General features: G+C 73.2%; 20 protein-coding genes. 12 read left to right on the top strand and 8 right to left on the bottom strand.

What is annotated here, in order from left to right; genetic code table 11:
* Window positions 1-90: 90 nt before the first annotated feature.
* The 4 genes from IF28_RS0129805 (at window position 91) to IF28_RS0129790 (ending at window position 3,149) form a co-directional block, all read left to right on the top strand.
* Window positions 91-1,101 carry a hypothetical protein gene (locus IF28_RS0129805; protein WP_030226637.1) on the top strand — a complete coding sequence of 337 codons (1,011 nt, stop codon included), beginning with the start codon at window positions 91-93 and terminating at the stop codon, window positions 1,099-1,101.
* A 180-nt stretch (window positions 1,102-1,281) separates the two neighbouring features.
* Window positions 1,282-2,295 carry an iron-containing redox enzyme family protein gene (locus tag IF28_RS0129800; protein WP_030226636.1) on the top strand — a complete coding sequence of 338 codons (1,014 nt, stop codon included), beginning with the start codon at window positions 1,282-1,284 and terminating at the stop codon, window positions 2,293-2,295.
* Between the two features lie 46 nt (window positions 2,296-2,341).
* On the top strand, window positions 2,342-2,971 hold the full coding sequence (locus IF28_RS0129795) for a HemK2/MTQ2 family protein methyltransferase (protein WP_030226634.1): 630 nt from the start codon (window positions 2,342-2,344) through the stop codon (window positions 2,969-2,971).
* Window positions 2,952-3,149, top strand: a complete 198-nt coding sequence (locus IF28_RS0129790; protein WP_030226631.1) for a CDGSH iron-sulfur domain-containing protein — start codon at window positions 2,952-2,954, stop codon at window positions 3,147-3,149. Before IF28_RS0129795 ends, IF28_RS0129790 begins: the two co-directional genes overlap by 20 nt.
* A 151-nt stretch (window positions 3,150-3,300) precedes the next feature.
* On the opposite strand, the gene IF28_RS0129785 is transcribed toward IF28_RS0129790, so the two are convergent.
* Entirely contained in the window at window positions 3,301-3,735 is a 435-nt protein-coding gene (locus IF28_RS0129785) for a subtilase-type protease inhibitor (protein WP_030226628.1), read from the bottom strand.
* A 422-nt stretch (window positions 3,736-4,157) separates the two neighbouring features.
* On the opposite strand from IF28_RS0129785, the gene IF28_RS0129780 reads away from it, so the two are divergent.
* The gene (locus IF28_RS0129780) at window positions 4,158-5,327 is read left to right on the top strand and encodes a lactate 2-monooxygenase (protein WP_030226626.1); all 1,170 of its coding nucleotides are present in this window, start codon (window positions 4,158-4,160) and stop codon (window positions 5,325-5,327) included.
* A 97-nt stretch (window positions 5,328-5,424) separates the two neighbouring features.
* Here IF28_RS0129780 and IF28_RS0129775 read toward each other — a convergent pair whose 3' ends face one another.
* The 4 genes from IF28_RS0129775 to IF28_RS0129760 form a co-directional block, all read right to left on the bottom strand.
* Window positions 5,425-7,065 carry an RICIN domain-containing protein gene (locus tag IF28_RS0129775; protein ID WP_030226622.1) on the bottom strand — a complete coding sequence of 547 codons (1,641 nt, stop codon included), beginning with the start codon at window positions 7,063-7,065 and terminating at the stop codon, window positions 5,425-5,427.
* A 338-nt stretch (window positions 7,066-7,403) separates the two neighbouring features.
* Window positions 7,404-7,781 carry a hypothetical protein gene (locus IF28_RS0129770; protein ID WP_030226619.1) on the bottom strand — a complete coding sequence of 126 codons (378 nt, stop codon included), beginning with the start codon at window positions 7,779-7,781 and terminating at the stop codon, window positions 7,404-7,406.
* Window positions 7,782-7,784: 3 nt separating this feature from the next.
* Window positions 7,785-8,027 (bottom strand): hypothetical protein, encoded by a 243-nt coding sequence (locus IF28_RS0129765; RefSeq protein ID WP_030226616.1) that lies wholly within the window; start codon window positions 8,025-8,027, stop codon window positions 7,785-7,787.
* A 113-nt stretch (window positions 8,028-8,140) separates the two neighbouring features.
* Entirely contained in the window at window positions 8,141-10,387 is a 2,247-nt protein-coding gene (locus IF28_RS0129760) for a glycoside hydrolase family 9 protein (RefSeq protein WP_030226614.1), read from the bottom strand.
* Between the two features lie 233 nt (window positions 10,388-10,620).
* Here IF28_RS0129760 and IF28_RS0129755 point away from each other — a divergent pair, with 233 nt between their 5' ends.
* Window positions 10,621-12,999, top strand: a complete 2,379-nt coding sequence (locus tag IF28_RS0129755) for a SpoIIE family protein phosphatase (protein WP_030226610.1) — start codon at window positions 10,621-10,623, stop codon at window positions 12,997-12,999.
* A gap of 14 nt (window positions 13,000-13,013) precedes the next feature.
* On the top strand, window positions 13,014-13,595 hold the full coding sequence (locus tag IF28_RS0129750; RefSeq protein ID WP_030226607.1) for a DUF4232 domain-containing protein: 582 nt from the start codon (window positions 13,014-13,016) through the stop codon (window positions 13,593-13,595).
* Window positions 13,596-13,604: 9 nt separating this feature from the next.
* Here IF28_RS0129750 and IF28_RS0129745 read toward each other — a convergent pair whose 3' ends face one another.
* Entirely contained in the window at window positions 13,605-14,573 is a 969-nt protein-coding gene (locus tag IF28_RS0129745) for an aldo/keto reductase (RefSeq protein ID WP_030226605.1), read from the bottom strand.
* A 251-nt stretch (window positions 14,574-14,824) separates the two neighbouring features.
* Between IF28_RS0129745 and IF28_RS0129740 the strand changes: the two genes are divergently transcribed.
* Entirely contained in the window at window positions 14,825-15,457 is a 633-nt protein-coding gene (locus IF28_RS0129740) for a LysE family transporter (protein ID WP_030226603.1), read from the top strand.
* A gap of 472 nt (window positions 15,458-15,929) precedes the next feature.
* Here the strand turns inward: IF28_RS0129740 and IF28_RS0129735 are convergent, their stop codons facing one another.
* The gene (locus IF28_RS0129735; RefSeq protein ID WP_030226602.1) at window positions 15,930-16,859 is read right to left on the bottom strand and encodes a cation diffusion facilitator family transporter; all 930 of its coding nucleotides are present in this window, start codon (window positions 16,857-16,859) and stop codon (window positions 15,930-15,932) included.
* Between the two features lie 137 nt (window positions 16,860-16,996).
* Here IF28_RS0129735 and IF28_RS0129730 point away from each other — a divergent pair, with 137 nt between their 5' ends.
* Window positions 16,997-18,028 (top strand): glutathione S-transferase family protein, encoded by a 1,032-nt coding sequence (locus IF28_RS0129730; RefSeq protein ID WP_030226601.1) that lies wholly within the window; start codon window positions 16,997-16,999, stop codon window positions 18,026-18,028.
* A gap of 61 nt (window positions 18,029-18,089) precedes the next feature.
* A complete protein-coding gene (locus tag IF28_RS0129725) occupies window positions 18,090-18,401 on the top strand; it encodes a DUF4235 domain-containing protein (protein WP_030226599.1) in 312 nt (103 codons plus the stop codon).
* A 42-nt stretch (window positions 18,402-18,443) separates the two neighbouring features.
* Here the strand turns inward: IF28_RS0129725 and IF28_RS0129720 are convergent, their stop codons facing one another.
* Window positions 18,444-18,836 carry a VOC family protein gene (locus IF28_RS0129720; RefSeq protein WP_030226597.1) on the bottom strand — a complete coding sequence of 131 codons (393 nt, stop codon included), beginning with the start codon at window positions 18,834-18,836 and terminating at the stop codon, window positions 18,444-18,446.
* A 317-nt stretch (window positions 18,837-19,153) separates the two neighbouring features.
* Between IF28_RS0129720 and IF28_RS0129715 the strand changes: the two genes are divergently transcribed.
* The gene (locus tag IF28_RS0129715; protein WP_030226594.1) at window positions 19,154-19,534 is read left to right on the top strand and encodes an anti-sigma factor antagonist; all 381 of its coding nucleotides are present in this window, start codon (window positions 19,154-19,156) and stop codon (window positions 19,532-19,534) included.
* A 131-nt stretch (window positions 19,535-19,665) separates the two neighbouring features.
* Window positions 19,666-20,328 carry a DUF4230 domain-containing protein gene (locus tag IF28_RS0129710; protein ID WP_030226592.1) on the top strand — a complete coding sequence of 221 codons (663 nt, stop codon included), beginning with the start codon at window positions 19,666-19,668 and terminating at the stop codon, window positions 20,326-20,328.
* Window positions 20,329-20,335 lie beyond the last annotated feature (7 nt).

Below are 20,335 nucleotides of genomic sequence, written 5' to 3'. Positions count from 1 at the left end.
ACGGTCACCGTCCGGTCACACCTGGGCGCTTCTTCGTCGTATGCGCGCCGCCGTCCGTTGATCCGCGCGGTAAGTGGGTACCCACGGGCCATGCGGACCAGCGTGATGGATGTCGGATCGAAGACCGTCAGACTCGTCGTGGCGGACACGGCGGGCGGGGCGCCCCTGCCGGTGCACACGGCGAAGTGGCCGCTCAGGCTCTCCGAACAGGTCACGCCCGGAAGGCCGGTTCCCCCGCAGGCGGTGGAGCGGCTGGTGGAGGCGGTCGCGGCGGCGGACAGGACCGCCGCGCGGTGGGGCGCGTCGTCCCCCCTGGCGTTCGCGACCGCCGTGGTGCGCGGCGCCCCGAACCGGCAGGAGGTTCTGCGCACGGTCCGTGACCGGACCGGCGTCGACCTGTGCACCCTGCCCGGCGAGGTGGAGGCCGAGCTCACCTTCCTCGGCGCCCGGCGCTGGATGGGGTGGCGGTGCGGGCCGCTGGCCCTGGTGGACATCGGCGGGGGTTCGCTGGAGGTCGCCTTCGGACGCGGCCGGCTGCCGGACTTCGTGGCCTCGCTGCCGCTGGGGGCGGGCCGGCTCACCCACGAGTACTTCGCGGACACGGAACTCCCCACCCCGGAGCAGGTGCGGGCGCTGCGCCGCCGGGTGCGGCACCAACTGCGGGACGTGGCGGCCCGGATCCGCTGGGAGGGGCCCCGCACCGCGGTCGCCACCTCCCGCACCTTCCAGCAGCTGGGCAGGCTCTGCGGGGCCGCGCCGGGACGCTACGGGCCGTTCGTGGACCGGGAGCTGTCCTGCGCGGACCTGCGCGGGGCGATCGACCGGCTGGCCGCGCTGCCCGCGGCCGACCGCGCCCGGCTGCCCGGTATCTCCGCGCCGCGTGCCGCGCAGAGTCTGGCGGGCGCGGTGGTGGGGCACACGGTGATGAAGCTGACCGGTCTGCGGACGGTGACGATCTGCCCCTGGGCGCTGCGCGAGGGCGTACTGCTGCGCCACCTCGAGGACGGCCCGTCCTGGTGGGCGGAGATCGCCCGCCTGAGCGAGAAGGAGACGGCGGCCGCCGAGCCCGTACCGCTGCGCATCGCCGCGGCACGCGGCTGACCCGGACGTACGAGGAGAGGAAGAGCCCGTCGCCGTCGTGCACGGCCTCGCTGATCACGCCCGGGGCGATGTCCAGGTCCACCGCGCGGACGACGTCGACCGCCACCCCGTCCTTCTCCAGTTGCTCGGGAGTACCCCGCCGGCGGGGGTGCCCTTGCGCCGTCCGGGTACCCGGGCCGCATGGAACACCCCCGTGAGGAACCCCGGCTGCCCGCCCCGCGCGGGCCCCTGAGCGGCGGCGTCGTGGAGCGGCTGCGCGGTGGCGGCCCGCTGCCTTCGTACGACGGGATCGCCGCGGCCCCCGTGTACGGCGACGACCTGCAGCTCGCCCTCTATACGTGTTACGAGCTGCACTACCGCGGATTCGCGGACGCGGCGGCGGATCTCGAATGGGACCCGGAGCTGCTGGGTTTCAGGGCCGCCCTGGAGGAGCGTTTCCTCGCCGCGCTGCGGGCGGACGCCCGGCGGCACGACGGCGTCGAGGAGGCGTTCGCCGGGATCCTGGTCGAGCCGGTGGACGGCACCGGGGTCAGCCACTTCCTGCGCGACGAGGGCGAGCTGTGGCAGATCCGTGAGTACGCCGCCCAGCGGTCGCTCTACCACCTCAAGGAGGCCGACCCGCACGCCTGGGTGCTGCCCAGGCTGTGGGGGCGCGCCAAGGCGGCGATGGCCGCGGTGGAGTTCGACGAGTACGGCGGCGGCCGCGCCGACCGCGTGCACGCGCGTCTGTTCGCGGGCCTGATGGCGGACCTGGGCCTGGACACGGCGTACGGGCGCTATCTGGACGCGGCCTGCGCCGAGCAGCTCGTGACGGTGAACCTGATGTCCCTGTTCGGCCTGCACCGCTCCCTCAGGGGCGCGCTGGTCGGCCACTTCGCGACGGTCGAGATCACCTCCTCGCCGGGCTCCCGGCGACTCGCCGAGGCGATGCGCCGGACGGGCGCGGGGCCCGCCGCCGAGCACTTCTACGACGAGCACGTGGAGGCGGACGCGGTGCACGAGCAGGTGGTGCGGCACGAGGTCGTCGCCGGTCTGCTGGAGGAGGAGCCGTGGCTGGAGGCGGACGTCGCCTTCGGTGTCGACGCCACCGTGTTCACCGAGGATCTGCTGGGCGGGCGGCTGCTCGCGGACTGGGGCGCCGGCCGGTCGTCACTGCGGACTCCTTTGTCACGGGAGTTCACCCATATCTCCTGATCGCGGGGGTACCCGGCGGTTTGTGAATCCACTGGCACCACCGGGCGTGTACGCCCCTCAGGAGGACACCGAGCTGCTGGCCGGTGCCCTGTCCGACGAACCCGTCCCGCCGGGCGCGCGTGTGCTCGACGTGGGAACGGGATCCGGCGCACTGGCGGTGGAGGCCGCCAGGCGCGGCTGCCGGGTGACCGCGGTGGACGTGTCCCGGCGCGCGGTGTGCACGGCGCGGGTGAACGCGCTGCGGGCCGGTGTTCCGGTCCGGGTGCGGCGCGGCAATCTGTTCGCACCCGTACGGGGTGAGTCGTACGACCTGATCCTCGCCAATCCGCCGTACGTTCCGGCGCCCGGCCGCGGTACGCCGCCGCGCGGTGCGGCCCGTGCCTGGGACGCGGGCGGCGACGGGCGGCTGGTCCTGGACCGGATCTGCGGGGAGGCGCCCGCGCTGCTGCGGACGGGCGGGGTGCTGCTGCTGGTGCAGTCGGCGCTCAGCGGCCCCGGCCCGACGGTCGGGCGGCTGCGGGAGGCCGGGATGAAGGCCGCGGTGATCCGGCGCCGGCACATCGCCTTCGGCCCGGTGGTACGCGGCAGGGAGGGCTGGCTGCGGGAACGGGGGCTGCTCACCGCGGCCGACGACAAGGAGGAGCTGGTGGTGATCCGTGCCGAACTCCCCGTCTGACACCCCGCGACGCGTCACCGTACGGCGCAAGGGCCCGCTGCTGGTGGAGGGGCCGGTCGAGGTCGAGCTGGAGGACGGCACGGTCGTCGCCTCCGACCGCTTCCGGGTGGCTCTGTGCACCTGCCGCCGCAGCCGCCGCTATCCGTGGTGCGACACCAGTCACCGGGACCGGGCCTGAGCCGGCGGGATCCGTGAACAGCCCGGAGGCCGGCGGGCGGCCCCACTCCGCCCGCCGGCCTCCTTGCACGAGACCGCACGTTCCGCGGGAGGGCCGGCACTCCCCAATCCGCCGGCCGCCACGCGGTCACGGGAACCGTGCGATCCCGGTCTCAGAACGCGAAGACGCTCGGACCGTGAGCGTTCATCACGCACTCGTTGGGGAAGACCCGCTCGTAGGAGACGCGCTGTCCCCGCCACACCCCGTCGACGGTGATGAGGACCGGGGCGTACTCCTTGGTGCAGAAGGCGCCCTCTCTCATCGTCAGGGCGGCGGGGTCGCCGCCGACGCCGGCCAGCTCCGCGCAGGCCGCCCCCGCGGCCGGGTGGGTGCCCGACGATCCCGGGGCACAGGTCAGGGTGACCGCGCGTTCCGGCGTGACGGTCGGCGCGCTCTCGCCGTGGCCCACGGTGAGCACCAGGGCCGACGGGGCGTAGAGCGCGGACGGGGCGGTTCCCGGAGCGGCCAGCGCCGCCCCGGACAGGGGTGCGCAGACGGCGGCGGCCGTGAGGCCGAGGGTGGCGGCCCAGCGCGCGGTGTTCCGCATTGTGTGCATCCTTCCGCTCGTGTCGACGAGTCGATGTCGACGAGTCGCCGGCTCGTGCTCGGTCGGTGCCGAACCGGCGTGCCGGAGTCTGCCGAGTCGGCGCCGGAACTTCACCTCGGGCATGCGGGTTTCAGTAACATTGCGTGTTGAATCAGTGGCGTGAAGTCACGGAAGCCGGAGTGGTGCGCCCAGGAACCGCACGGAGGCGGGGCGCGCGATGTGGCCAGATGGCCGGAATACGGCCGCTCCGCAATCGGCCTGAAACATTCCGATTCTGTTCTCGGCAGACCGTTCGTCGACGCCTTGTGTTCATGGGAACGCCCCCGCGACGACCCGGTCATGGCCCCCGGCGCTGGACGCGCCCCGCGCATACCGGCCAGTATGCGCGGGACGGCGTGGCTCGAGGAGACGAGGCGGGGCGGATGGCGAAGCACTGGGGCGACTTCCAGTACGAGATCTATCTCAACGGGATGACAGGGGCCGTGCCCCGGCTGCCGACCGATCTGACCCGGCTGGAGGAGCTGACCGAGCGGCGGCTGGGGCCCGGGCCGGTCGGGTATGTCGCCGGTTCCGCCGGCGACGGCAGTACCGCCCGCGCCAACCGGGCCGCGCTCGCACGCCGTCGGATCGTGCCCCGCATGCTGCGGGACGTGCACGAGCGGGATCTGTCGGTCGAGGTGCTGGGCCGCTCGCTGCCGGCGCCGCTGGCGCTGGCACCGGTCGGGGTGCTGTCGATCATGCATCCGGACGCCGAGCCGGCCGCCGCGCGGGCGGCGGCCGCGCAGGGCGTTCCGTTCGTGCTGTCGTCCGCGTCCAGCACTCCGATGGAAGAGGTCGCGGAGGCGATGGGTGAGGCGGAACGCTGGTTCCAGCTGTACTGGCCGAAGGACGTGGAGGTGGCCCGGAGCTTCCTGCACCGGGCGAGGGCCGCCGGGTTCACGGCGCTCGTGGTCACGCTCGACACTCCCCTGCTGTCCTGGCGCCCGCGCGATCTGGACCAGGCGTATCTGCCGTTCCTGCACGGTGTGGGCACCGCGAACTACTTCTCCGACCCGGCGTTCCGGGCGGGGCTGGCCAAGCCGGTGCACGAGGATCCGAACGCGGCGGTGATGCACTTCGTCGGCATGTTCGCCGACCCGGCCAAGTCGTGGCCGGACCTGGCGTTCCTGCGGGAGAACTGGGACGGCCCGATCGTCCTGAAGGGGGTGCTGCACCCCGACGACGCCCGGCTCGCGGCGGACGCCGGGATGGACGGCGTAGTGGTGTCCAACCACGGCGGCCGCCAGGTGGCCGGGGCGATCGCGGCGGCGGACGCGCTGCCCGGTGTGGCGGCGGCCGTCGGCGACCGGCTCACCGTGCTGTTCGACAGCGGGGTGCGCACCGGCGACGACGTCTTCAAGGCGCTCGCCCTCGGCGCGCGGGCGGTCCTGCTGGGACGCCCGTACGTCTACGGGCTCGGTCTCGACGGCCAGGCGGGCGTGGAACACGTCATCCGCTGCCTCCTCGCCGAACTCGACCTCACCCTGGCCCTCTCGGGCCACGCCACCCCGGCGGCCATCGGCCCGGCCGACCTCACGGACATCACACCCTGACCGGCCCGGCCGGGCCCGCGCGCCGGGCCCGTTGGGCGCTGCCGGCTCGGCGCCGGCCGGGACGGGGGTTCGGACGCACCCCGCCCCGGCGGGAGGGTCACGTCACCGGTTCGGCGAGCCTTGCGTGGCGGGCCGGCGGGGTGTGGGTCCCGGTGATGGACAGGGAGCCCGTGGTGGAGCGGACCGGTTCGGGGGTCCAGCGCTGGTTCACCGTGCGGTCGCGTACCTTGACGACGATGTCGGCGTTCGCGTCAGGGGTCGCCGGGGTGAGGGCCAGCTGGACGTCCCAGCGGGGCACCAACTCGCCCTGCACGGTGAGGTCGTAGCGCACGTCGGCGCCCCGCCGGTCGCCCGCGTCGGGGCAGGTGCCGAGGACGACGACACCGGCGTCCTTGTGCGAGTCCAGGCACAGACCGGGGTCGGCCACGCTGCGCAGCAGCCCGTCCTCCTCGTACGTCCACTGCTGGGTCCAGGCCGATGTGCAGTCCGCCAGCCGGGTCCCGGAGCCGTCCTGGGGCTCGCCCCGGGTGTCGAGGCACAGGCCGGAGGCGATGTTGCGCAACCGTGTCCGCTCCGGTGCCGTGGGGAGCCCCGCGGCACCGGGCGGGGACGCGGACGGTATGGCCGCGCGCCCTCCCGCCGCGGTGGTGCCCGTCGGGTCGGTGGCACCGCCGTCCGGAGTGGAGGACCCGGCGATGAGCACGCTCACCAGCACCCCGGCGGACACCGCGCCGATACCGGTCAGCAGGGTCCTGGTGGAGCGCACCGGGTCCGGAAGGGTGAGGCCCGCCAGGCGTGCGGGGACCGGGATCCGCGACAGCACCCGGTGCCGGCCGCCGCCGGACCCGCTGTCGCCGCCCTGCCGCCGGCGCCGGGCCGCGCGCCCCCCGCGCGGCCCGGCGCTCACGCGCCCCGGGCGTGAGTCGACATAGCGCCGCGCGCCCCATCCGAGCACCGCTTCGGCGATCAGCGGGCCCAGGCCGCCCTCGAAGTGGCTGAGTTGCTCGGCCGCGTTCCGGCAGAAGCGGCACTCCGCGAGATGCTGCCGTACGTCCGGCAGCAGGGCTCCACCCCGCCGGATCGGGACGTCGAGCAGACGGTTGTAGAAGCGGCAGTCCTTGGTCGGTGCCAGTTCCTGATGAGCGTGGACACAACCCTGACGGAATTTGTCCCGCGCCTGTTCGAGTGCGCCCGCCGCGATGTCGGGGTCGATGCCCAGCAGACCGGCCGGTACGGAAATCGGCTCCGCCTCGACCTCGGCATGCCAGAGCAAACAGCGCGTACGCGCCGGCAGCGCCCGGAATGCCCGCTGGGCGAGTGTCCGGTTTTCCGGAGTCATGGTCGTGGCCGCGCGCATGCCGCGTCCGCCCGCCGGTTTCTGCAACTCCGGCATAACTTCGGCTATTCGATCGTCCGCGGCCCACTCCCGGACCGTGTCCCGCACGCCCACCAGCAGCACCGGCCGGAGTGCGACGGCGGATTCGCCGACGGCGACCCGGTCCAGCACCCGGTGCAGGGCGGCCGCGGTGACCGTGGCGGCGAGCTGCCCCGACGTGGCCAGGCAGATGGCCGCGTACTCGTGCATCGACTGCCAGTGCCGCGCCGTGAGCAGCGCGACGGAATAGCCGGCCTCGCCGTCCGGACGGCCCCGCAACCGGACGGCGAGGAACTCGTCGGATTCCCCCGGGTCCCCGCCGGGCGGCGGGTACGGAGGTCGAGGGGGGTGGGGGGTGTGCACTGAGATGATTCCTTCCCACAGCGCATGTGACATTCGAGGGTTTCCGTCACCGAAAAGGAGCCCTATTGGTGCATACCTTTTTGGCGGGGAACGGGGGGTGCGAATTCACCAGCGGCGCATCGGACCCGGTACGTCAACTCGTGTGCGGCCCCGGCCTTTACCCCCCGCACGGGTGGCTCACTCTCGCACAACCGGCGCTCGGCCAACAAGGCGGCCGGTCAACCCGGGCCGCGTTGACAAAAAGTCAGAAAGGAAGCGCCGTCCGAGGTGGTCGCCCCGCCTTTCGACGGGGGGTTTTCGCCGGGTTCACCTCGGGGCCCGGACATCCCGCGCCCCGCTCAGATCTGCCAGGACCGCAGCCGGTCGGCGGCGCCGTAGACATCCGCCTCGCCGGAGATCAGGGCGCGCGCCAGATCGACCAGGGCGCCGTAGGGCGGGTCGATGCCGGCCCCGCTCACGAACATGTAGGCGACGGCGGTGGCGCAGGCGAACCGGGCGTTGGCCGACGGCAGCGGACGGAGCACCGCGAGGGTGTGCAGCAGGGCCGCGGCCCGCCAGGCGGGGTCGGAGTCGACGCCCAGCCGGGGCGGGTCGACGCGATGGCGGGCCACGGCCGCGACCAGGGCGGAGAAGTCGTTGACGGTGGGCTGGTCCGGGAGGACCTCCTCGTGCCGCTGGAGCAGCCAGGGCACGTCGATGTGGAGCACGGGTGCCATCGGTCAGGCGGCCCGTCCGGTGCCGCCGGGAGGTTCGTCGTCCGGGAAGGCGGCGGCGAATTCGTCGGCGTGGGAGGCGAAGAACCGGCGGAAGGCCTCGGCACCCTCCTGGAGGGCGCGGTGGCGGGCTATGTCCGCGGCGGCCGCCTCCCGTACGAGCGCCTTCATGGACGTACCACGTTCCTTGGCGATCTGCCGCAGGTCCTCGAGCTCGCGCTCGCTGAACTCCACGTTGAGAGCTGGCATGCCCTCACGGTACCGCTCGGGTACTGAATCGTAAATACACGCAGGTCAAGCGATATGAGCAGGGGTACCGAAAGGGCCGGTGACCGTGCGGTCACCGGCCCTTTCGCCCAGGGTCAGCCCTGGTCGGCCACGAAGGAGGCCATGCGGGTCAGCGCCGCGTTCCAGTTGATGGTGTGTTCGTTGGTGGACCAGGACTGGATGTCGTCGATGTAGCAGAACTGGCCGACGCAGCCCTGGAGTTTCGACTGGGCGAACGGGTCCTGGATGCTGGAGTTGGGTCCGCCGGAGAGTGTGCCGGCGGGCGGGTCGGGCAGGTTCGGGTCGAGCTGGTTCGCGTACCAGCGGCTGTGCTGGCGGTGCGCGTTGACCTCTCCGTAGCCGGTGACGTACGAGATGTTCAGGGCGTTGCGGCCGAGGATGTAGTCCATGCTCTGCAGTGCGCCGTCCCGGTACTTCGCGGCGCCGGTGAGGTCGTAGGCGGTGGCGAGGACGACCGCGTTGTTGAGGACCTGGTGGCTGGAGCCCCAGTCGTAGACGTTGCCGTCCGGCGCGTACGGCATGCCGTACGGGTGGGCCTTCAGCGTGGCCAGATAGCCGTCGGCGCCTTGGACGACGGAGCGGCGGACCTTGTCCCGGCCGGGGAGCCGGCTGGGCACGGTGGCGAGGTCGAGCCGGCCGGCCGCTGCGGTGCGGGCCCAGTCGAAGCCGAGGGGGCCGAAGATGTCGGCGGTGTGCACCGGGGAGTTCAGCACGTACTCCTTGAACTGATGTTCTCCGGTGGTGAGGTACAGCTCGGCGGCCGCCCAGTAGAACTCGTCGGCCACGGTGGCGTCGTCGTAGGCACCGCCGCCGATGCCGTCGTTCGGGTCGGCGAGCAGGTCCGGGTGGGCGAGGGCCGCCGTCCAGGCCTCGCGGGCCGCCGCCAGCGCGGTGGCCGCGAACTCCTTGTCGTAGGGGCGGTACAGCCGGGCCGCCTGGGCGGCCGTGGCCGCGAGGTTGAGGGTGGCGGCGGTGCTCGGCGGGTGCAGTTCGCGCTTCTGCGGGTCGGCGCCGGGCAGCAGCGGCAGCCCGGTCCACTGCTCGTCGTGGATCTTGTGGTGGGCCATGCCGGCCAGCGGTTCACCGTCGGGGACCTGCATCTTCAGCAGGAACTCCAGCTCCCAGCGGGCCTCGTCGAGGATGTCGGGAACCTTGTTCCCGCTCTCCGGGATGTCCAGCGTGCCGTCGCCGAGCCTGTCCGCCCGGCCGGTGCGGGCGTGCAGGGCGCGCTCGTAGGTGCTCAGCACCTCCCAGGTGCTGATGCCGCCGTTGACGACGTACTTGCCGTGGTCGCCGGCGTCGTACCAGCCGCCGGTGACGTCGAGGGTGTAGTCGCAGACCCCGGGTTGGCAGGGCACCGCCCCGTCGCCCTGGTTGGGTGCGACGTCCACGTGCCCGGCCGGGCGGGCGTAGCCGGGGCGCAGGTCGTCGCGGATCTCCGTGCCGCTGCGCTGGGTGTAGTAGTACTTCGCCGAGTCCAGCCGCAGCCGCTCGTAGGCGCCGGTGCCGATGTCGAAGGGCCGGCTGGTCTCGCCGTCCACGACGAGGGTGTAGCCGGTGCCGCGCTTCCGGTGCCCCCCGAAGTCGATGGAGTGGACGTTCTGCCCGGAGGAGCCGTCCACTCCGCGCGGTTCGGTCCAGCCCTTCCGCGCGACCCGGCCGGCGCCGTCCTTCAGCTGCCAGGGCAGCCGCTGGGCGGCGTCGGTGACCAGGGTGGCGTTCTTGGGCCCGGCGGGCAGATAGCCGACCTGGTTGACGCGGACGCGGGGCCCGGTGTCGGGCTCGTACGGCTCGGGGGCGACCCCGCCGAGCAGCGACACGTCGTCCACGCAGAACCGCCAGGGGTCCGCGCTCCCGCCGAGCTGGAAGCCGACCTGCCCCCGCGCGGTGTCCACGGGCGAGGTGAAGGTGTACGAGTAGCTGTCCCCGGAGACGCTGACCTGCGGGGACACCTCGTAGTAGGTGTCGTACGGCTCCACCTGGAGGCCGACGATCGCCCGTACGACATGGCCCGCGGGCGAGCCGGTGGCGCTGAAGGAGAAGCGGTACGACTCCCCCTTCACCAGGGTGATGTCGTTCTGGCCGACGGCCGCGTCCCAGCGGTTGGCGGTGCCGCCGGGGACGTCGGCGCACAGGCGGCCGTCGGACGGGCCCGCGGTGACGCTGGCGGAGGCCCACCAGGGGTCGGTGCCGTTGTCGAAGGTGCCGTTGCGGACCTGCTCGACCTCGTCCGCCCCGGCCGGGGTGACGGGCAGCGCGGTGAGCGCGGTAGCCAGCAGTCCGGTCAGGGACAGCAGAGCGGCGGTTCTGCGTCTGTTCACGTCTGGGCTCCTCTGGGGGAGGTGCGGGGGTATGAGCGCGTTTTTGGGAGCGCTCCCATCTCCGTACGCGGACCATGGTTGTGGCAGGAGTGACACTCCGTCAACGGTTGGGACAGGACTGGACGGCGTCACCCCGAGCGGAGGTTCGCAGTCCGCGTGGGACGCGGAACCACTAGGCTGGAACTCAGGCGATGCACCGGTTCACGGTGAGTGTGCGCGATGGAGTGGCGAGGATGAGCCCGGACGACCCGTTCGACGATGCCGTGACGGCCAGGGCCGTCATCGCCGCCGACGGCACGCTCGCGCGGTGGAGCGAGGGTGCGCGGCTGCTGCTGGGACATACGGCCGAGGAGGTCGTCGGCCGGCCGGCCTCCGAGCTGCTCGCCGGCGTCCCGGGCCCGCCGCGGCCGCCCGTCGCCCGCTGGAGCGGCACGCTCGCGCTGCGGCACCGCGACGGCGGCACCGTCACGGTGTGGGTGCTCGCGCACCACCGGGAGCCGGCGGGCGGCGGCCCCGGCGAGTGGCTCGCCGCCACCTCGCTGGAGGACACCGACCAGGAGCTCCCCGACGACCCGCTGGTCCGCACGGCCGTGTTCCAGTCGCCCTGCGCCACGATGGTCTTCGACGAGGAGCTGCGGCTGCGCGGGGTCAACGACGCCATGGCGCACCTCCTCGGACTGCCGGCCCCCCATCTGCGCGGACTGCGGCCCACCGACATCGGCGGCCGGCCGCAGCACACCGAGCTCGAGCGGCAGCTGCGGCAGGCGCTGCGTACCGGCCGGCCGCACGAGATGCAGACGCACATGAAGGCCACCAGCGAGAGCCGCGCGCACGCCTGGCTGGCCCGGCTCGCCCCGCTCACCGACCAGTCGGGGCGGGCGCGGGGCGTGTGCGTGACCGCCCACGACTTCACCGAGCAGTACCGGGCCCGGGAGCGGCTGCAGCTGGTCAACGAGGCCAGCATCCGGATCGGCACCACCCTGGACGTCACCCGGACGGCGCAGGAACTGGCCGAGGTGTGTGTGCCCGCGCTCGCCGACTTCGTCAGCGTGGACCTGCTGGAGCCCGAGGAGCCCGGCGGTGAGCTCACCGTCCCGCTGACCGCGCCGGTTTCACTGCGCCGGGTCGCCCACCAGTCGCTCACACCGGGCAGCCCCGAGGCGGTCGCCCGGACGGGCGAGGTCGTCGTCTATCCGGCCGCCGCGCCCCAGGCCGACTCGCTGCTCGCGGGGCACAGCGTCGTGGCGTCGGTGCCCTCCGGTGATCTCGACCCCTGGCTCGAGGTGGACGAGCCGCGCGCCCGTCAGGTCCGGGATTTCGGCGTCCACTCCATGCTGTCCGTGCCGCTCCAGGCCCGCGGTACGACCCTCGGGGTGGCCGCCTTCACCCGCTTCGCCCGCCCGGAGTCGTTCACCCACGACGATGTGCTGCTGGCCGAGGAGGTGACCGCGCGCGCCGCCGTGTGCATCGACAACGCCCGCCGCTACTCCCGTGAGCGGGAGACCACCCTGGCGCTGCAGCGCAGCCTGCTCCCCCGCACCCTGCCGCGCACGGCCGCCGTGGAGGCGGCCACCCGCTATCTGCCGGCCGCGCGCTCGGGCGTCGGCGGCGACTGGTTCGACGTGATCCCGCTGTCGGGGATGCGGGTGGCCATGGTGGTCGGGGAGGTCGTCGGGCACGGCATCCAGGCGTCGGCGACCATGGGCCGGCTGCGTACGGCGGTGCGCACCCTCGCCGACATCGACCTCGCGCCCGACGAACTGCTCACCCACCTCGACGACCTGGTGCTCCACCTGTCGCACGAGTCGGGCGACGACCCCGGCTCGGGCGAGGTCGGCGCGACCTGTCTGTACGCGGTGTACGACCCGGTGTCGCGGCGCTGCACCCTGTCGCGGGCGGGGCATCCCCCGCCGGTGCTGATCGCGCCGGGCGGCCCGGCCCGGCATCTGGAGCTGCCCTCCGGGCCTCCGCTGGGCATGGGCGGTCTGCCGTTCGAGTCGGCCGAGCTGGAGCTGCCCGACGAATCGGTGCTGGCGTTCTACACCGACGGGCTGGTGGAGTCCCGGGGGCGGGACACGGAGGCCGGTCACGCGTTGCTCCGGGAGGCGCTGTCCAGCGCCTCCGGCCCGCTCGACGAGACCTGCGACCGGGTGCTGAACACGGTGCTGTCGCCGGGCGGTGCGACGGACGACGTGGCCCTGCTGCTGGCCCGTACCCACGGACTGCCGACCGCGCAGGTCGCCACCTGGGACATCCCCGCCGATCCCGCGCTGGTCGCGCCCATCCGCAAGCAGGTCCTCGACCAGTTGGGCACCTGGGCGCTGACCGAGGTGTCGTTCACCGCGGAGCTGGTGGTGAGCGAGCTGGTCACCAACGCCATCCGGTACGGCGCCCAGCCCATCCGGCTGCGGCTGATCCACGACGCCTCGACGCTGATCTGCGAGGTGTCCGACACCAGCCACACGGCGCCGCATCTGCGCCGGGCCAAGACCTGGGACGAGGGCGGCCGGGGGCTGCTGCTGGTCGCCCAGCTGACCCAGCGCTGGGGCAGCAGGCACACCGCCGACGGCAAGACCATCTGGGCGGAACTGGCCCTGGTGGACGAGATGTGACAGGGGGACGGTCGATGGCGAACGGGTCACGGCGAGTGGGCGCGGCGGCGGTGCTGCTGGGCGCGCTGGTCTCCTGCGGCACCGGGAGCGGTACGGCCGGCCCCGCGGCCCCCGAGCCCTCCGCGCGTACGGCGGACGTTCGCTCCGCGTCACCCGCCCGGCTCACGGACGCCCCGGTCCCCCGGTGCCGTACCGCCGGTCTGAGCGCCGCCGTCGGCCGGATGGACCCGGGGGCGGGCCAGCGCAACTTCCCCGTCGTGCTGACGAACGTGTCGACCCGCACCTGCACGCTGTACGGCTACCCGGGCGCCGCCTTCGTGGACGCGGCCGGCGGGCAGCTGGGCCGGGACCCGAAGCGCACCCCCGGCGACCCGGTGACCGTCACGCTGGCGCCCGGCGCCAGTGCCTGGGCGGGGCTGCGTTACTCCAGCCCCGGTGTCAGCGGCGCCCGTACGGCCACCCCTTCGGCGCTCCTCGTCACCCCTCCGGACGAACGCGACCCCCTGAAGGTGCCGTGGAGGGCCGGCGCGGTCCCGGTGTCCGGCAACGCGTCCTCGGTGTTCCTCACGACGCTGGAGCCGGGCACCGGACCGTAGGGGCCCCGATCAATGGCCGGCGACCGGGTGCGGGACGTAGGGCTGCCGGAGTTCCTCCCATTCCTCGTCGGTCAGTTCGAGTTCCACGGCGGCCACGGCGTCCTCGATGTGGTGCGGCTTGGCCGCGCCGATGATGGGCGCGGTGACCGTCTCCTGGTGCAGCAGCCAGGCGAGGGCGATCCGGGCGCGCGGGACGCCGCGGCGTTCGGCGATCCGGGTGACCGCCTCGACGACGGCACGGTCCCCCTCCTGGTAGAGGGTGCTGCCGAACACGTCGGTGGCGCTGCGGCCGGTGGTGGCGTCCCAGTCCCGGGTGAGCCGGCCCCGGGCGAGCGGGCTCCAGGGCAGGACGCCCACGCCCTGGTCGGCGCAGAGCGGCAGCATCTCGCGCTCCTCCTCGCGGTAGAGGAGGTTGTAGTGGTTCTGCATGGACACGAACCGGGTCCAGCCGTGCAGCTGCGCCGTGTACTGGGCCTTGGAGAACTGCCAGGCGTACATCGAACTGGCCCCGATGTAGCGCACCTTGCCCGCCTTGACGACGTCGTGCAGCGCCTCCATCGTCTCCTCGACGGGGGTGTGCGGGTCCCAGCGGTGGATCTGGTAGAGGTCGATGTGGTCGGTGCCGAGGCGGGTCAGGCTGTGGTCCAGCTCGGTCATGATCGCCTTGCGGGACAGGCCGCCGCCGTTGGGTCCGGGCCGCATCCGGCCGTGCACCTTCGTGGCGAGCACGTAGTCGTCCCGGTTGGCGAAGTCGCGCAGGGCCCGGCCGACGATCTCCTCGCTGGTGCCGTCCGAGTACACGTTCGCGGTGTCGACGAAGGTGATGCCCGCCTCCAGCGCCTGCCGGATCAGCGGGCGGGACGCCTCCTCGTCGAGCGTCCACTCGTGGTTGCCGCGGTCGGGCACGCCGTAGGTCATGCACCCGAGGCAGATCCGCGACACGTCCAGGCCCGTCGAACCGAGCTTCACGTACTGCATCGTTGCTGCTCCTGTCTGCTGGAGGGTCGCTGCCAGGGGGAGCGTACGCGTTGGCGCGCACTCGAAGGGGGGTGCCGGGTGCCGGGTGCCGGATGCCGTGGGCGGGAAAACCGATTGCCCGTACGGGACTCGCGGCGCCATCATCCGGCCATGTCCACGAACGCCCTTCCGCTGCCGCCGTCCGCCGCCGCTTTCGTGGCCGGGCGACAGCAGCGGTGCGGCCGGCGGGGAGGCCCGACTCCGCCGCGCTCGTGACGGCCGCGCTGCTCGCGGGACTGCTCGCCGGTTACGGCATCGCGGTCCCCGTGGGTGCTGTCGGGGCGTATCTGGTCTCTCTCACCGCCCGTACCGGCCTGCGTACCGGAGTCTGCGCGGCCCTCGGTGTCGCCACGGCCGACGGGCTGTACGCGCTCGCGGCCACGGTCGGCGGTACGGCCCTCGCGTCGGCGCTGCGGCCGGTGCTGGGGCCGATGCGGTGGGTCTGTGTGCTGGTGCTGCTCGCGTTGGCGGTGTGGGGCGCGGCGGGTGCGGTACGTCGCTACCGTGACGGGCCGACTGCCGCCGGGCCCGGGGCCGCTCCGCCGGGCGCCGCGCGCGCGTTCCTGTCGCTGCTCGGGATCACGCTGCTCAACCCGACCACGGTGATCTACTTCGCGGCGCTCGTGCTCGGGTCCGGTGGGGGTGGGGCGGCCGGGCCGGTGGAGCGGACGGTGTTCGTGGCGGCGGCGTTCGCCGCGTCGGCCAGCTGGCAGGTGCTGCTGGCGGGCGGCGGTGCGTTGCTGGGCCGGGCGCTGACGGGGCGGCGGGGGCGGCTGGTGACGGGGCTCGTGGCGGCCGGGGTGATGGCCGCGCTCGCGGGGCGGATGGCTGTGACGCCTGTGTGACTGGCCCGGAAGCCATGTCTCTGCGAGGGCGGGTACGGGTTCGGTGCGGGTGCGGGTGCCCGTGCCCGTGCCGGGGGGCGGGCCAGGGTGTCACTTGCCCGCGTTGGCGAGGTGCCGCCGCGCCCACCCGTGCCGCCCCAGCGGCACGATTGCCCGCGGCTAGCGGCACAGGCGGGTACGGCTACCGGCACAGGCGGGCGCGGGTGCCCGGCAGCACACGTGTGCCCGCGGCTACCGGCGCGGGTGGGCACGGCTAGCGGCACAGGCGGGCGCGGCTGCCCGGCAGCACCGGTGCCCGCGGCTACCGGCGCGGGTGGGCGCGGCTAGCGGCACAGGCGGGCGCGGGTGCCCGGCAGTACCGGTGTCTGCGGCTGGCGGGTGGGGTGGTGTGACTGGGCGTCAGGTGATGGGGGCTCGGGAGATTTTTCGGGGTGCGGTGTGCGTGAAGGGTGGGGAACCGGGCACGCGTGGGTCAGGCCCCGCCGCGTTCCCCCGTCGCGGCGGGGCTCTCCCATGCCTCCCGGGCCTCCGGATCGCCGCGTTCGGTGACGTCGAGGAAGATCTGTCCCGCCTCGGGTACCTCACGGGCGATGGACCGTTTGATGCGTACGGCGACCTCCTCGACCCGCTCGCTGTCCATGCCGGGCGCCAGGTCGACGCGGGCCGCCACCAGGGCGGTGTCCATGCCGGTCTTCATCGTGAAGAGCGCCTCCACGCTGTCGATCTCGGGCTGCTCGGCCAGCAGCTCCCGGATCCGGTCGCTCGCCTCCGGGTCCGCGGCCTCGCCGATCAGCTGGTCACGGGCGTCGCGGCCGAGCCGGTAGGCGACGTAGACCAGCAGCGCGCCGATGGCGAGTGAGGCGGACGCCTCCCAGACCACGTCACCGGTGACCATGTGCAGGGCCATGCCCGCCATGGCGAGGGTGACGCCCACGACCGCGGTGCCGTCCTCGGCGACCACCGTGCGCAGCGCCGGGTCGCGCAGGTCGCGGACCCGGCCGCCCTGCCGGCGTACCTGGTACAGGGCCCGCAGCAGGGAACCGCCCTCGGCGAGCAGGGCGACGGCGAGCACGATCAGCCCGGCCACATAGCCGCTCCGGGTCTCGCCGGCACCGTTCCTGAGGGCCTCGACGCCCTGGAAGAAGCTGAAGCAGCCGCCCATCACGAAGATGCCGACGGCGGCGAGCAGCGACCAGAAGAACCGCTCCTTTCCGTAGCCGAAGGGGTGGCGCCGGTCGGCGGGGCGGCGGCTGCGGCGCAGCGCGGCCAGCAGGAACACCTCGTTCAGGCTGTCGGCCACCGAGTGCGCCGCCTCCGACAGCAGCGCGGGCGAGGCAGCGAGGAGCCCGCCGACGGCCTTGGCCGCGGCGATCACCAGATTGGCTGCGAGTGCCACCAGCACGGTGACGCGGGTTCTGCGATCCGATCGTGTACTCACCCGGGCCGATTGCCCCGGTCGGCCTAGGTCACACCGTGCCGGGGGCGGAAAACGGGGAACGCGGTCACAGGGACGTTCCGACCGGCGGGAAGGAGATCATCATGGGTGGCCGCGACGACGGGGGCGGCGGCGGCAACAGCGCGTACGGCAGGAAGCGGTTCAAGCGGTCGAGGGCGCACTTCGCGGACCGGATCACCGCGGACGGGCGCGACGGGTGGCCGGTGGAGGCCGGGCGCTACCGGCTCGTGGTGAGCCGTGCCTGCCCGTGGGCGAGCCGGGCGCTGGTGTCCCGGCGGCTGCTGGGGCTGGAGGACGCGCTGTCCCTGGCCGTCGCGGACCCGGTCCAGGACGACCGCAGCTGGCGGTTCACCCTGGACCCGGACGGCCGTGACCCGGTGCTCGGCATCCGGTATCTGAGCGAGGCGTACGACCGGCGGGAGACGGACCACCCGGGCGGGGTGAGCGTCCCGGCGGTCGTGGACGTGCCCAGCGGGAAACTGGTGACCAACGACTACCAGCGGATCACCCTGGACCTCGCCACGGAGTGGACGGCGCTGCACCGGGAGGGTGCGCCGGACCTGTATCCGCGGGCGCGGCGCGACGAGATCGACGCGCTGATGGAGGACGTCTTCCAGGACGTCAACAACGGCGTCTACCGGGCGGGCTTCGCCACCGGCCAGGAGGAGTACGAGGCCGCGTACGCGGCACTGTTCCGCCGGCTGGAGCTGCTGGAGCGGCGGCTGGAGGGGCAGCGGTACCTGGTCGGCGACACCATCACCGAGGCGGACATCCGGCTGTTCACCACGCTGGTGCGGTTCGACGCGGTGTACCACGGTCACTTCAAGTGCAACCGGTGGAAGCTGGCCGAGAACCGGGTGCTGTGGGCGTACGTCCGTGATCTGTACCAGACGCCGGGTTTCGGCGACACGGTGGACTTCGACCACATCAAGCGCCACTACTACCAGGTCCACACCGGTATCAACCCGTCCGGCATCGTGCCCCTCGGTCCCGGCCTCTCCGGCTGGACGGCGCCCCACCACCGGGAGGTGCTGGGCGGCCGGCCGTTCGGGGACGGCACCCCGCCGGAACCGGCGCCGGCCGCCGAGGAGGTGCCGGCGAGGGGCCGTCCCTGAGCCGCCCGGCCCCTGACGATCCATCCATCACCCGACGACGAAGCCGACCTAGGAGATCCCCGTGGCGAAGAAGGTCAAGAAGGCGAAGAAGAAGCTGCCGCTGGCGTACAAGCCCCTGGGCTTCGCGCTGAGCTGGACGAGCGGCACGGTGGCGAAGATGGCGTTCCAGAAGACCTGGAAGCTGATCCGGCACGAGGACGACGCGCCGGACGCGCTGGACCGTGACCGCCGCTGGGGGGAGATCCTGCTGGCCGCGGCGATCCAGGGCGCCATCTTCGCGGTGGTGCGCAGTGCCGTGGACCGGGCCGGGGCCAGGGCCGTCGAACGCTCGACGGGCAGCTGGCCGGTCCAGGAGCCGGGCGGCCGCGACTGACCCGGCCGTGCGGCCGGCCCACCGTCGTCCCATGACGGTGGGTCAGCCCTGTTTGGGTGCCGTCGAGGTGCCCCGGCGGATGGTGAAGGAGTGGCCCGCGGGGTCGGCGTAGCCGCGTTCCTCGGTGGGCCCCGTCGCGTCGCCCGTCTCCACCGGGCGGCCGCCGAGGCCCACGATCAGGCGTTCCACCGCGTCCAGGTCGTCGACGACGAACTCCAGGTGGGCCTGGAGGGAGTTCTCCGGACGGGGCCAGCTGGGGGCGGTCGCGTTGACGTCGCGGCGCAGCGCCAGGCGGAAGCCGTCGGCGGCCCGGATCTCCACCCGGTTGACATGGGCGTCGAGGTCCTCCGCGCCCAGCAACTCCTTGTAGAACTCGGCGAGTTTCTCGGGTTCGGCACAGTCGAGCACCACGACGCCGGCCGTCACCAGGCTCATGTCTTCTCCGTGGGGTCCGTGGCGCGGGGCGCTTCTGCCCCGGCCTGTGGAGGACACCTGTCCCGGCTCGGCGGATTCAGTCGCGGCGGGACCGGGCATCGGGTTCGGCCGGTGCCGGAAGTGAGGATTCCGTCACGCTCCGGAGAGGTCCGGCGGGACCGACCGACCGGTTCGGAAGAACTCGGTCGCAAATCGAAGACATATGTCAATCGAACATGCTCAAATGCACTCGACCGAAGGTAACTTGCAGGGAGGGAACCGGTGTTGGGGCCGATCCCCTCCCCCGTTGCACGGAGCGAGCTGGAGGCGATGGCGTCGTGCGGTACGAACCTGCGCCGCTGACCCGGCATCTGCGCGTCCGCCACGACCGGGGACACACGGTGCTGGAGTTCCGCGGCGAGATCGACATCGCCGCGGCAGAGGAGATCGTCCCGCATCTGGACCGGGCGACCGCCCCGCCGGACGCCCGGATCGTGATCGACCTGACCCATGTCGAGTTCTTCGACCTCTCGGGACTGCGTCTGCTGTACCGGGCCCGGCTCCGGCTCGCGGACGGAACCGGCCGGCTGTGCCTGGTGTGCGCCCACCCGCTGACCCTGCGCATGCTGCGGATCACCGGCACGTCCCGGCTGCTGCACCCCTGGCCGACCCTGGACGCGGCCCTGGAACAGCCGGAGGCCACGTCCGGCCCGCTGTGACCTCCTGGTCCACGGCCCGGCCCCCGCCGTGCGCCCCCTCCGTGCTCCCGGTGCGGTCCGCCGTTCCCCGACTCCCCGGTCTGTCACGGGAACTGAGGGGCATTCGGTCAGGAGGAAGGAGGGCCGTCGCCATGACGACTCCAGTCAAACCACTGGCCGCGCGCGTCCCCGGGTGGGTGAAGGTGCTGGCCGCGGTGGTGGTGCTGCTCGCCGTGCTGTTCGCCGGGCTCCGGCTGAGCGTACTGCCGGGCCTGAAGGACCTGTTCGGCACCGAGACCGAGGACCGCTCCGGACCCGCGCTCCTGGAGTCCATCCAGGACATCAGCCGCTACGACGCCGCCTCCGGGAACTTCCAGGTGGTGGTGGACCTGGAGAAGGACACGAAGTTCCTCCCGGACGCCGTCCGCGGCAGCCGCACGCTGTACGTGGGCGCGGGCACCGTGGACGCCTATGTCGACCTGGGACAGCTGGGCAAGGACGACGTACGGGTGAACGACGACCGTACGTCCGCCACCCTGCGGCTGCCCCACGCCCGCCTGGGCACGCCGGCCCTCGACCCCGAGCGTTCCTACGCCGTGTCCAAGCAGCGCGGGCTGTTCGACCGGCTCGGCGACCTCTTCTCGGACAACCCCAACAGCGAACAGGCCGTGCAGAAGCTCGCCGTGCGCCATATCGGCGACGCGGCGAAGGAGAGCGGGCTCACGGCCCGGGCCGAGACCAACACCACGGAGATGCTCGAAGGGCTGCTGCGCTCCCTGGGGTTCAAGGAGGTGCGGGTCGACTACGGCGACTGACCGGCAC

It is taken from the genome of Streptomyces sp. NRRL WC-3626 (assembly GCF_000718785.1).
Taxonomy (GTDB): Bacteria; Actinomycetota; Actinomycetes; order Streptomycetales; family Streptomycetaceae; genus Streptomyces; species Streptomyces edwardsiae.
The sequence above is the reverse complement of the archived record's forward strand: the minus strand, read 5'-3'. Positions and strand labels throughout refer to the sequence as shown.

What these genes read in the sequence shown, in the direction of transcription:
- IF28_RS0129800 (WP_030226636.1), top strand. Translation starts at nt 1,282, where the DNA reads ATGGAACACCCCCGTGAGGAACCCCGGCTGCCCGCCCCGCGCGGGCCC.
- IF28_RS0129710 (WP_030226592.1), top strand. Translation starts at nt 19,666, where the DNA reads ATGACGACTCCAGTCAAACCACTGGCCGCGCGCGTCCCCGGGTGGGTG.
- IF28_RS0129785 (WP_030226628.1), bottom strand. Translation starts at nt 3,735, where the DNA reads ATGCGGAACACCGCGCGCTGGGCCGCCACCCTCGGCCTCACGGCCGCC.
- IF28_RS0129770 (WP_030226619.1), bottom strand. Translation starts at nt 7,781, where the DNA reads ATGGCACCCGTGCTCCACATCGACGTGCCCTGGCTGCTCCAGCGGCAC.
- IF28_RS0129750 (WP_030226607.1), top strand. Translation starts at nt 13,014, where the DNA reads ATGGCGAACGGGTCACGGCGAGTGGGCGCGGCGGCGGTGCTGCTGGGC.
- IF28_RS0129720 (WP_030226597.1), bottom strand. Translation starts at nt 18,836, where the DNA reads ATGAGCCTGGTGACGGCCGGCGTCGTGGTGCTCGACTGTGCCGAACCC.
- IF28_RS0129745 (WP_030226605.1), bottom strand. Translation starts at nt 14,573, where the DNA reads ATGCAGTACGTGAAGCTCGGTTCGACGGGCCTGGACGTGTCGCGGATC.
- IF28_RS0129730 (WP_030226601.1), top strand. Translation starts at nt 16,997, where the DNA reads ATGGGTGGCCGCGACGACGGGGGCGGCGGCGGCAACAGCGCGTACGGC.
- IF28_RS0129765 (WP_030226616.1), bottom strand. Translation starts at nt 8,027, where the DNA reads ATGCCAGCTCTCAACGTGGAGTTCAGCGAGCGCGAGCTCGAGGACCTG.
- IF28_RS0129755 (WP_030226610.1), top strand. Translation starts at nt 10,621, where the DNA reads ATGAGCCCGGACGACCCGTTCGACGATGCCGTGACGGCCAGGGCCGTC.
- IF28_RS0129780 (WP_030226626.1), top strand. Translation starts at nt 4,158, where the DNA reads ATGGCGAAGCACTGGGGCGACTTCCAGTACGAGATCTATCTCAACGGG.
- IF28_RS0129805 (WP_030226637.1), top strand. Translation starts at nt 91, where the DNA reads ATGCGGACCAGCGTGATGGATGTCGGATCGAAGACCGTCAGACTCGTC.